We start from the raw sequence: 12,039 nt of genomic DNA, 5'->3' as shown, positions 1-12,039 counted from the left end.
AAAAGAAATATTAATCTTGAAATACGAAATATTAATAGCCCTTTTCCATGTCTACCCTATTCATTAGTTCCTCTTCATTTTGGATTCTACGGTAGTTTTCTACCAATTGTGGCACTACGGAATTGGTATCCGATACACTTGCATAATGTGGGGTCATATGTACTTTAGGGTGGTTCCAGAAAGGATGGGCCTCTGGCAAGGGTTCCGTATGATAAACATCTAAGCAAGCACCGGACAAATGTCCGTTATCCAATAGCATTAACAAATCGCCATCTACCAAATGACCACCACGGGCTACATTTACAAGAAAGGCTCCTTGGGGCAATTGCCCTAGTAGGTCTTTGTTCAAAAAACCTTTTGTCTCTGGTGTTAAGGGTAATAGACAGACCAATATTTGTGTTGAGGAAAGGAATGTTTTAAGTTCTTCTTTCCCTGCAAAGGTGGTTACTTGATCCAAAGATTTCTTGCTTCTGCTCCAACCTTGAACTTGAAAACCTACGTTGGCCAAATCCTGGGCGGTCAGTGCTCCTAGTTCGCCAAGACCTAAGATACCCACTGTAGTATCTTTAATACGACTGTATTCCAAAGGATTCCACAGACTTTTTATTTGTTGCTGTTTGTATGTATTTAAATTCTTGATATGGGCCAGTATTACCGCTAAAACATGTTCAGACATGTCGCTTGCCAACAAGGGGTCAACAATTCTTGTAATGGGCACATTTGTAGGACGGGTAGGATCTTCAAAAATATAATCCACTCCTGCTCCTGCAGACGCAATACATTTTAGGTTAGGATATCCGGTAAGCGAACCGGCAGGGTGTTTCCAAATTATAGCCATGGTAATCTCCTCTTTAGGGTGTTCTTCCAAATAGCTATATACTTTTAAAGAATTGTCCGCTTTTTTCAATGCATTCTTCCAAAGGTCTATTTTTTTATCTTGACGGATGATTACTATTGCCATACTATTCTATACTATCCAAGGCCTTTGAAAAATCTTCTTCAAACGGCCATTTTTGTTGTTGTGTTTCTTTATAAATTTTTAAAATACGGGTTCTAAACTCTGGAAAAACACCTTGGTTTACCGTAAACTGAATAACTTCATTATAAGAGTTGAGCATACTTTTATAAAAAGAATCTGCCACGTTTCTATCCATGGAGAATGTTTGGGCTATTTCCAAATTATAACACATGACATCTGCAATTAAACTGGGTTCTACCCCTAATTTAATAAAGTGTTTTATAAATTTTTGGGCAATGGAACGCCTGGCCCTGGGCCGCTTTCGTTTAATAGGAAAATACTCATTGCTAATTTTGGACTTTGCCTCTTGTACCAATTTATCTTCCTTGGGGTTAAAGGCAAAATCATAATAAGTCTTTACAACAGGAAATTTTCCGTACAGTTCCAATATTTGTTCTTCCAACGCTTCTTTGGGCAATTTGGAGAGATAAGTTTTTAAGGCCCTTTTACTCATGAAAAATGTCTGTAAAACTTCAAAAATACACCATAAGAACTAAAAGACCTAAATGCATAAATCTTTGTTAAAGCTAATAAATCCTGTAGAACTATACTGCAGTTTACTTGGTAAAGACAATAATTTGTGTTATACTGTAAACTTGTATAACTTCTAAATTCCATACACACATATGAGGCAACTAAAGATTATTAAGCAGGTAACTAATCGTGAATCCAAATCACTGGACAAGTACCTGCAAGATATCAGTAAAATAGATTTGATTACCGCAAATGAAGAAGTTGAGTTAGCACAAAAGATAAGAGAAGGTAGTCAATCAGCTTTGGAAAAGTTAACTACGGCGAATTTAAGGTTCGTAGTATCCGTTGCAAAGCAATATCAAAATCAAGGTTTAAAATTACCCGATTTAATAAACGAAGGAAATTTAGGATTAGTAAAGGCGGCAAAAAGATTTGATGAAACAAGAGGTTTTAAGTTTATCTCTTATGCGGTATGGTGGATCAGGCAATCTATTCTACAAGCTTTGGCAGAACAATCAAGAGTTGTACGTTTACCACTGAATAAAATAGGTTCTATAAACAAGATCAAGAAAACATTTTCTTACTTGGAGCAGGCACATGAACGCCCGCCATCCCCAGAGGAAATTGCAAAAGAACTTGAAATGACCGTATCAGAGGTAAAACAAAGTCTAAAGAATTCTGGCAGGCACGTATCTATGGATGCACCACTACGAGAAGGAGAAGATTCTAACCTTTATGATGTATTGCGTTCAGGAGAATCCCCTAAACCGGATAATTCCCTGCTAAGACAATCTTTGAATACAGAAATCAATAGGGCTTTAGATACCCTATCTCCTAGAGAAGCAGATGTTGTTAAGCTATATTACGGTATTGGCGACCAACAGTCCATGACCTTGGCAGAGATCGGACAGACCTTTGATTTAACTAGAGAACGAGTTCGTCAAATTCGTGAAAAGGCAATTCGTAAATTACGACATGCCTCTAGAAGTAAATTATTAAAGACATATTTAGGATAAGATTAGTAGTTTACCCAATAAAAAAAAGCGCCCATTTTTACAATGGGCGCTTTTTTTAGTTAACAGGGTTATAACCTATGAATAGGTTAATTTATTAATATTAAAGTTTACAAGAATGTCATTTAAATCCTGTATAAAATTTTGGTAGGATGAAAAATCTTGGTTTTGATGTGCCATTGGTCTTGGTTTTTTGGTTGATTTGAATTGATTACATGTAATCTAATTCTGCTAATTCGTTTAAACTTAAAATTTCATTTAAATCTTGAAGAAACACTAGGTATTCTTCTCCGTAGGTGTCATAAAGCATGTGCGTAGGTTTAATTAATATTAATTTGGGTCATTAATTTCAATGAAGTAAATATAGATGGTAGACCCAGCTGCAACAATAAATTGTGGTGAACCTTTTTATTTTTGTTGTAAAACCCACAAAAAAGCGATGTTTGCAAATTAAAATCTCTCCCAACCCTTGCTATATAGGGGATTTGAGCGGTGTCGTTCATCTATGATTTTGGTTTTTCATCGATATTCCGTTTATTTTAAAAGGATTATTGGAGTTGAGGATTAGTTAACCATTTACGTGCTAAATTGATTATAGTGTATAAAACAGTTCATTTTATAGATAATGAATACAACTAAAACCAAACAATGAAAGTAATTGTTTAATGACCGGTTCATTAACAATATGAATGTCCGATTATCGTTTAACAAGTAGCCATTTTACAATAGGTGTTCACACAAAAAATAGATGAACCAATGAGAAAGATAAGCCCTAACCCCACCCTATATATACGATTAACCATGGTATTACAATTTGTGATGCTTCTTACTTATGTTCAAAGTTGGGCAGGTACAACCAATTCCATTTCAGAAAGTAGTATTATTACTTCTACCATTTCGTTAAACAGTCACAGTTTCAATGCAAAGAAGCGTAGCTCATTTAATTACCTTTCTCAGCAAGAGCATTTAGAACGGGGTCTTACCATAATTCACTTTTTAAATGCAAAACAAGTTGAGTACAAAACGTTTGACACTTATGGAAGTAATGATGAGGCCGCAGAATTTATAGCAATTTTGAAAAAAATGATAGCGGATCAGGCCACTATAGCCATTCTAGCCCATGACTCTGCCGCAGCCAGTCTTGGCGATGTTACCGAAGTCTTACAAACATTGGGTTTTACGCAACTAAGTAATTTAAAAGGTAGACAGGCCTATGTGATGCATAATTTCAATAAAACCATCATAGAGGAAGTTCATGATATCAGTATCACTAAAACTATTGGCGTACCAGAAAGTATAGGGGAACAAAAAGTTTACTTTCCAAAAATTAAATATGAATTTGAACCTAATATTGATAGGTATATAGCACATGCCGGTGGTGAAGTAAACGGTGTAAAGTCTACCAATACCAAAGATGCCCTGGACCAAAACTATAATAAAGGGTTTCGTTTGTTTGAATTGGATATCATAAGTACTTCTGATGGACACTTGGTTGCTGCACATGATTGGAACATGTGGGCCAGATTTACGGATTATACAGGAACCTTACCTCCTACCCATGAACAATTTATGAAACAAAAAATTTATGGGGACTATACCACTATGGATATGCAGGGAATAAATGCATGGTTTAAAACCCACCCAGATGCCATTTTAGTAACGGATAAGGTCAATGACCCTATTGCATTTGCCAATGCATTTGTAGACAAGAATCGCTTAATTATGGAATTGTTCAGTGTCATGTCCGTTGAAAAAGCTTCAGAAGAAGGAATTCAAGCCATGATATCGCAAGAACCTTTACTCAAAATAAAGGGAGACAAAATTAATTTCCTTAAGGTAAACAATGTAAAATATGTAGGCCTCTCCAGGAGAATGATTGCTAGCCAAAACAAATTACTACTCAAATTAAGGGAAGCCGGAATAAAGGTCTATGTGTATAATGTAAATTTTGACCCAGGAAAAGACGAGCAATATGTACAGGATAATGAATTGGGACTTGTATATGGCATGTATGCCGATAAATGGATCAACGACATGAAATCATCAAACTAAAAACCGATTAAGGCAGCATTTTTATGCAGTATTTAAAAGTTGAATTGATAGGTCAGTCCCGCGGAAAACGAATAAAAATAAGTACCAGGTGCAAATGACTGTTCTTGTCTTAACACCCCTACATTGGTGCGGTAAGCACTTAGATTGTTTTTACTTGTAAATTGGTATTCAAAACTCAATCGTTGAGATTCAATATATAATAAGGTTTCTGCCAATAATTGGTCACCCGAGGAAAACTGTCTCAATTCCGGTGAAAATCCGATTCCAAAATTAAGGCCCATATAATTCTCTGCATCCTTTAAGTATTTACGAACTAAAATATTTCCAGAAGCTTTAGTAAGCTCTGCCTCCTCCCCTGGAGTTATGTACGATCGTAAAGAAAAATAATAGTTGCCTCTATAATACCCGAGAGAATTGGTAATGGATTTAACATTTCTGGTAGCAAAATTAATAAAGCGCCCACCACCGGAAAATTCTATACCACTCTTATGGTTATAATAAATATCTCCACCAACCTTATGATTAGGGTATAGCTCTGAACTAGAATACCCGTAATTAACATAGGCATAGAACCCTTTTGCAATTTTAGGATACATATCAATATCATATTGAAGGCCGCTTCTTCCTTGACGATTACTAAAGTTTAACCGTGGAATTATACTACCAAACTGGGTTTGTCGCTTAAATGAAATGCTAGAAGAGGTTATAGGATCAAACCGTTGGTCAAAAACAGTTACTGAACTGTTTACAGCTACCCTATTTTTCTCAATTTCTTCCGTAACCGGGGTTTTTCTAATCACCTTGTTCTTATTGGCTTCAGCAACCTTGTCATCCTTTTTATCAATTTTGTAAGGTTTCTTTTTGCTTAAAGCGCTTATTTTACTTTCCACATTATACCACCCTTTATCTGGATAGTTAATTTCCGCTGTACGTTCAATGGATAAATTTTTAAGTCGCTCTAGTTCCGCATCCTTTTTAATATATAGTAAGGCTTTATTGGCCAAGCCTAGTGCCGTAGCGTAATTTTTGGCGTACAGTTCATTTTTAATGGCCGAAATCCAAATATCTCTATGGTTTTTTTCAGTGCTAAGAATGGTATTAAATTGCTTTCGGGCTTCTTCATAATTTCCTTTCCAACTTAATGTACTGGCCCATAATGCAGTGACTTTGGTATCCTCTGGTTGTTCTTTGCTCAATGCACCCAAAATGGAACTGGCTTTGGCCGTTTTACCTTCAAACGCCAATTCATAGGCATTATCGTAGTTCATGGCATAACCTTCAGATGTATCTGTAGTTTGCCCGTAAACACCACTTATAGATGATAGCAGTAGACAAAGAATTATATGTATCCTGATTCTATTCATTATTTGGATAAAGCCATATGATTAGATGCCGTCAGTTTTGTTTTGGAAACCACTTTAATACCAGCCTTTCTGGCAAGCATTCTGGCCCGATCAATTTTATCCTTGATTTCATGTGCACTAGCACTATTTTCCTCTACGGCGTAGGTCAGTTCCAGTCCGTCCTTAAAATGGTCGGACCAATAATACGTATCGAACAGGGCGGCATAAGAATCAATATAATTGGGGTTCACCGCTATACATTCCTTTAATATTTTAATGGCTTCTTTATGGTTACCTTTCCAAGAATTTACCCTACCCATCAATATTTTTGTATCAATATGGCTGGGCGCTTCAGAAAGATTGTAACGACATAATAGTAAGGCTTGGTCCCATTTTTTGTTCCATGCCAAGTCTCTTGCCTTAAAATATCCCTTATCGGAATCCTTTCCATCATAGACACTATTGAGCCAAACTGTTTCGCTATCGGTAAATTTTTCCTTCTGTATGGTAAAAATTGCCAAACTGTCCGGTATTATTTTATTTTCGCTCGTAACGTAATGATTCATGGATTTAAAGGACTCTAATTGCGATTCAATCTTGGAACTACTACTGAACGAAGAACTTACGTTCATATTATCCTCTAGTTCCACTACATCACCATCGGTATATAGATTATCACCACTTATATATTCCTTTAGTTCATTTTTATTACGCATTAAAGGAATATTCTTGATCGACCTAAAAGAGGTTTCCATATCTATGGCCCCGCCCATCCAAGCCACTTTTTTGGGCATTTTCATTTCATACTTGCCTTTAAGCATCGATAAAATAGTTGGAGTAACATCAAAATGAGAGGATACCGAACTCATTTTACGCGTTTTTTTAAGCATTGGACTATACATGACCAACGGTACATGAAAACGGCTTAAATTATTGCGTTGTGGAATTGGGATCAAACGATGATCTCCCGTAATGACAAAAATAGTATTACCATAATTAGGTTGGGATTTATAGGTATTCATAAACCATTTTATAGCCTCATCCGTATACAATAAGGTTGCAAAAACGTTATCGTTCTTTTCAATAACCTTGGCTACCCTAGAATCATAATTTCCTTTTTTCAACAGTTTGCCTACTTCCTGCTCGTAATACGCTTGGTTAGGCGGTATAAAAGGTTCGTGGGTACTAATGGTCATATACACCTCTAGCCTAGGTTGCTTTTCAGCACGTGGCAAGCTGATGCTTTTTTTGAATAGTTCCTTATCTGGATACCCCCATGAAGAACCGGCCGCATCTTCGGCTTGTTGCTGGTAATTGATACCGAATCCTGATTTATCAAGGACAAAATCAATATTCTCACTTTTTAAAAATCTATCGACCTTATCAAAAGAACTATTGGTTCCTTGGTAGAACGAGGTATGATACCCATTATTCTTAAGTACACTGAACAGCGTTAATTTATTTGGAAATTCATCTAATTCCATAAAACCACTTTTGCCAAAAGGCAAGGAACCCAACAAAGACGGTAGTACACCAAAGGTTCTACCGGTATTGCTCAAGAAGTTTTCCCAATAAAGAGATTGGGTACTTAAAGAATCTAGAAAGGGAGTAAATCCGCCATACTCTGCCCCTTCACCCATAAAGTCGCGCCCAAGACCCTCTACCATAATAAACACGATGTTGGGTTTTTCTTCTTTTAAATTAAAGTATTCCCCAAGAACATTCTCAATGGCCGGGTTTTTAATTAACGGATATTCTTCATTGGAGGTATACTTATTGTCTTCCGTACTACTGTTATATAGGTTTACGGCCAAATATTGTGTTTTATTTTGATTGATAGGTTTGCCGTCCGTAAACAATGACCCCAGAAACAAGCTAAACAATATGATAGTAAAGGGATACATACTGCTGATACGGTGGTAAAACTTGGAAGTAACCCTATATAGGCCCAAAAATATTGCGATTAAAATGACAATACCAATAAATAGATAGACTGAAAGCATGAGCCCTCCTGAGTTGGCAATAGTAATTTTAATGTCCGAATAACTATAGCCCAAAAGGTCTGAACCCAATGGCACCAAGGTGGTGCAGTAATAACCTATGAGCATGGCCTCTATGATAATAACGATACCTAGAAGCGAAAAAACTAGGTTAAATCCATACCTGGGCCTTAAGTTCTCCCAAAAATTAAACGGAAAAACCATAATGATACCCATTAGTGCTGTAAACCCAACTTGATGAATAATCGCCTTTAACAAGCTAGTAGACCAAATGGTATCCAAAACCCCTTTAAAATAGAGAATACCGTATTGAAAGAGCGTTAATACCAGCAAGCATCCAAAAAAGGATATCATTAGCCTGGTATATTGCTTTAAGGTATATCTATCTAATTGACTCGTATTCATTTTAAAACTTAACTAGCTTTGGCAAACCCTTTGCGAACTTGTGATCCCCAACCGGATTTTATTTTAAATAATTTTTTATAATTACCTCTCACCGCCGCATAAACGATTATAGGGTGAAAAATAAATGGCTCTAATAAGGCAAGCCCCATAAGGATTAAAATATCCTTAGTTCTTCTGTATTGGTTATAAGAATACACATCCCAGAGAATGGCATAAAAGGAAATCATGATAGAGAAAAGGTAAATTGCCAAGGATATGGATAGAAAAAACTCCCAGTTCAATATTCCTAAATAGGCAAACATAATTACCGTAAAAAAACCAAAAAACTCAAGTAAGGGAGACAACCATTCATAAAAGAACCAATAGGGATAACTTAAGAGACCTAATCTACCAAATCTGGAATTGAACAACATGTCCTTATGTTTGAACAAGGTCTCCAAATTACCACGCGCCCAACGATCACGCTGATTGACCAATATTTTTAAATCTTCTGGCACCTCTGTCCAACATAACGGATCCGGAATATACTCAATGGTATATGGCTCTTTGCGCTCATGCATATAGCGGCGCATCTTAAAGATTATTTCCATATCCTCCCCAACGGTATTTGTATCATACCCATCAACCGCCAAAGCAATCTCCCTTTCAAAAAAACCGAAAGCGCCGGATATGATCAATAAACTATCAATTCTACCCCACGCCATTCTTCCCAAAATAAAAGAGCGGGTATATTCCAATAATTGAAATCTGGCCAACCAATTGGTAGGTAATTTTATTTCTTCTAACTGACCGCCATCAATAACACAGGAATTGGCTACCCTAATTACGCCACCAACGGCAATTACCCTTTTTTGCGAACGTTGAAAAAAGGACTTGACTACATGTAATAAGGCATCGGGCTGTAAAAGGCAGTCTACATCAATACAACCTACATATTTACTGGTAGACAGTGAGATTCCCGTATTCAACGCATCAGATTTACCTCCGTTCATTTTATCCACAACGGTCAATTTGGAAAAGGCCTTGTTTTTAGAGCGGTATATTGCCTTTACGGGTTTACTTTTCCAATCCGGATCCATCTCAACATCCATCTTTACTAAATCATAGGCATCTTTTAGCTTTTGAAGGGTATCATCCTTACTACCATCATTTACGACCATGACATCATAATTTACATACTGTAAGGATAATAAAGAACGTATATTTTCAACGATGGTTAATCCCTCATTATACGCAGGTGCAATAATGGTAATGGTTGGAGCTAAAGGAGATGCCATAATCTTGGAAACATCCGTAAAACTGTTTTTATTTCTATAGTGAATGGAATTTCTAGTGGAAAAATAAGCCATAGCAGAGAACATGATAAACAATATCATGGTGAACATAAAGAATACAAAATTGATGTATTCCAGTACTATGCCAAATAATTCACTATCCATTCTTTCTGGTATAAAAGCTGCTAGACATGGCGCAGAGATGGTCAAACAAGGTGGATCCGTCTTCTTTTAAGGAATTGTTTTCCTTTATGTTAGATTCCAGGTCCGGTTCAAAATCCAGCTGAAATAAGGAATCCTCCAATTCTCCACTACCCTCATTACCGTTGCGTGTTACTTTCTGCGTTATTATTTGTAAAATCGCTTTAGCCTTGCTAGCCAATGTTTGGTCATTACCTTTTACCAAGGTTTGTAAAAGAGGTATTTCTTTTTCATCCCCAATCTTTTCTATCTCTTCTAATAATATAAATTGGGTTTCTCTATCAGATTGATTAAATAGCTCGGTAAACACACTTTCTGACAAGTTCTTGTCACCTGAAAAAAGTGCTGCCGGTCTAGGAATTTCATAACTGAATTTCTGTATCAGCTGTTCTGCTCGTTCTAAAATAAGTGCAGAGGTATTGTTTTCCACGATATTCCATAATACAGGTAATTCCCTACTATCCCCCATATCGGCAATATTCTCAAGTAGCACCATGGTCTCTAGTTCGTCATTATCTAAAAAATCGGCATTTAGGTTAACCGCAGTTATTTTATTATCGTTAACAACTAGTTGTTCTTCAATAAAACCTTGTTTTGGGGCTTCATTTACATCTTCGGTCAACGCCATCCAATCAATTTCCTTAAAATCCATAAATGAATTTTCCAGTGCTTTTTGAGTTAACAGTTCTTCTTGCTGAAGCAGACTATCTTCAAGTGCAAAATCAATTTCTTGAAGAGGCATTTCTTCCTCCGTTATTTCACTTTTAATTTCTGCCTCCTCAACAACCATGGGTAGGAAGTCCAATATTAACTCTGGTTCTTCATCTACATCTTCCAATTGCTCAATATGTTCTTCCATATTTTCATTAAACGAATCCATTAATTCATCATCCAAATGATCGGATTCATCCAGTGCTATTTCCATGGAAGTTAAATAATCCAATATTTCCACCTCCTCCAGTTTTTCATCAATCTCTAGCGAAGGTTCTTCATTTACATTTAGTTCTAATGCTGTAGAATCATCAATGGCAGCAGTTTCCATCTCTTCTGATATTGATTCCTCGGGTTGAATATCACTTTCCGTTTCATGTAAGATGTTTTCGGATAAAGGTTCAACTTCCACTTCTTGTGGGGTTATGGTTATTGATTCCATCTCCTCCTCAATGTCCGAAGCAAAAAATGTATTTTTTTTGATATTACTTGTAGGCAAGATACTTTCAGGATCAATTTTATTGATCGTACCTATGACCTTGCTCTTAATATTGAAGTTTCTTTCCTTAGTGTGCAAATGCTGTAAAAATGGAAGCTCGTTTTTGGTTCCTATTTCCCCTATGGCATCTAAAATTGCAATTTTAACATCATTGCCAGCCTTGGCATAAACCAATTTTAATGTGGGTACGGCACTTACAAAATAAAATTCTTTGATACAATCAACAGCCTCTAATTGTATAACCTTCTTTTTGTGTTTTAGAAGTGTTATGATCGACTTTTCTGCACCATTCTGTTTAAAATATTTAATGAGTCGCAATGAAAACAATACGACATCTACGTTGGTAGATGTTAACCATAAACTGAATTGAGGAGGAACAAAATCTTTTTTATGTCTAAGAATATCCAATAACTTAAGCTGTTGCCATTCAGAAATTCTGTATTTGGTATTGTCCAAGAAATAAGAAATACCTTCTTCCTTAAGACTTACCACCGCTCTTTCCGCTTGCTTACGAATAGTACTCTGCCTATGGTTGATGAACTTGATGATCAACGAATACCCTTCATGAACTTCCATGGAGGTCAGTTCCAAAATACCACTTGATATAATTTGCCATCTTCTACTGGAAAGTTTGTCATACGCTGTAGTGTGCAATCCTAAATCTTTATATAGGGCCATTAACACTTCTTGAGATTCACCAGAAAGGTCTTTTCGCAAATCCAAAAGCACTTCTGTAAGTACATTTCTATCGAAATTATTCTTGATAGATTCCCTAATCTGAACCTTTAGATGTAGGTATGTTTTTTTCTCCTCCTTACTGTTAGAGTCCTCATAAAATAAGAATTCACTGATCATAGGAGAAAATTCTATTTTCTTGGCCTTGGTAAGCTCGTTATTTGAACCTAATTTATTGCGTATAAGAAAGGTTCCTAAAAAATATAAGACCGCCAATACCAAAAACACAAGGGTTAACCACCCTAAAAATTCAGCATTGAATTCGGGAGCCTTGATCAGCGGGTATATTATTTGTTTAGGGGGATTCAACAAAT

General features: G+C 36.3%; 8 protein-coding genes. 2 read left to right on the top strand and 6 right to left on the bottom strand.

From position 1 onward, the window contains the following. Window positions 1–31 precede the first annotated feature (31 nt). Complete coding sequence (locus ABVM52_RS16610; RefSeq protein ID WP_405382195.1) at window positions 32–961, bottom strand: 2-hydroxyacid dehydrogenase; 930 nt, start codon at window positions 959–961, stop codon at window positions 32–34. Window position 962: 1 nt separating this feature from the next. Continuing rightward, a complete protein-coding gene (locus ABVM52_RS16605; RefSeq protein ID WP_405382194.1) occupies window positions 963–1,472 on the bottom strand; it encodes a DUF6155 family protein in 510 nt (169 codons plus the stop codon). Window positions 1,473–1,644: 172 nt separating this feature from the next. On the opposite strand from ABVM52_RS16605, the gene ABVM52_RS16600 reads away from it, so the two are divergent. Both ABVM52_RS16600 and ABVM52_RS16595 read left to right on the top strand, forming a co-directional pair. Continuing rightward, on the top strand, window positions 1,645–2,508 hold the full coding sequence (locus tag ABVM52_RS16600; protein WP_405382193.1) for an RNA polymerase sigma factor RpoD/SigA: 864 nt from the start codon (window positions 1,645–1,647) through the stop codon (window positions 2,506–2,508). A 753-nt stretch (window positions 2,509–3,261) separates the two neighbouring features. Beyond that, window positions 3,262–4,557, top strand: coding sequence for an interleukin-like EMT inducer domain-containing protein (locus ABVM52_RS16595; protein ID WP_405382192.1), 1,296 nt, complete (start codon window positions 3,262–3,264; stop codon window positions 4,555–4,557). Window positions 4,558–4,589: 32 nt separating this feature from the next. Here the strand turns inward: ABVM52_RS16595 and ABVM52_RS16590 are convergent, their stop codons facing one another. The 4 genes from ABVM52_RS16590 to ABVM52_RS16575 are packed head-to-tail and all read right to left on the bottom strand — an operon-like array spanning window position 4,590 to window position 12,037. After that, window positions 4,590–5,921, bottom strand: coding sequence for a YaiO family outer membrane beta-barrel protein (locus tag ABVM52_RS16590; RefSeq protein WP_405382191.1), 1,332 nt, complete (start codon window positions 5,919–5,921; stop codon window positions 4,590–4,592). After that, the gene (locus ABVM52_RS16585; protein ID WP_405382190.1) at window positions 5,921–8,305 is read right to left on the bottom strand and encodes a sulfatase-like hydrolase/transferase; all 2,385 of its coding nucleotides are present in this window, start codon (window positions 8,303–8,305) and stop codon (window positions 5,921–5,923) included. Before ABVM52_RS16585 ends, ABVM52_RS16590 begins: the two co-directional genes overlap by 1 nt. 8 nt (window positions 8,306–8,313) lie before the next feature. Beyond that, window positions 8,314–9,744: a glycosyltransferase gene (locus ABVM52_RS16580; protein WP_405382189.1), complete on the bottom strand. Its 1,431-nt coding sequence runs from the start codon at window positions 9,742–9,744 to the stop codon at window positions 8,314–8,316. Then, a complete protein-coding gene (locus ABVM52_RS16575; RefSeq protein ID WP_405382188.1) occupies window positions 9,737–12,037 on the bottom strand; it encodes a hypothetical protein in 2,301 nt (766 codons plus the stop codon). The genes ABVM52_RS16580 and ABVM52_RS16575 overlap by 8 nt, the downstream gene beginning before the upstream one ends. Window positions 12,038–12,039: the final 2 nt, after the last annotated feature.

It is taken from the genome of Maribacter sp. LLG6340-A2 (genome assembly GCF_045057105.1).
In the GTDB taxonomy this organism is placed as follows: domain Bacteria; phylum Bacteroidota; class Bacteroidia; order Flavobacteriales; family Flavobacteriaceae; genus Maribacter.
This window is presented reverse-complemented; position numbering and strand designations above follow the sequence as displayed.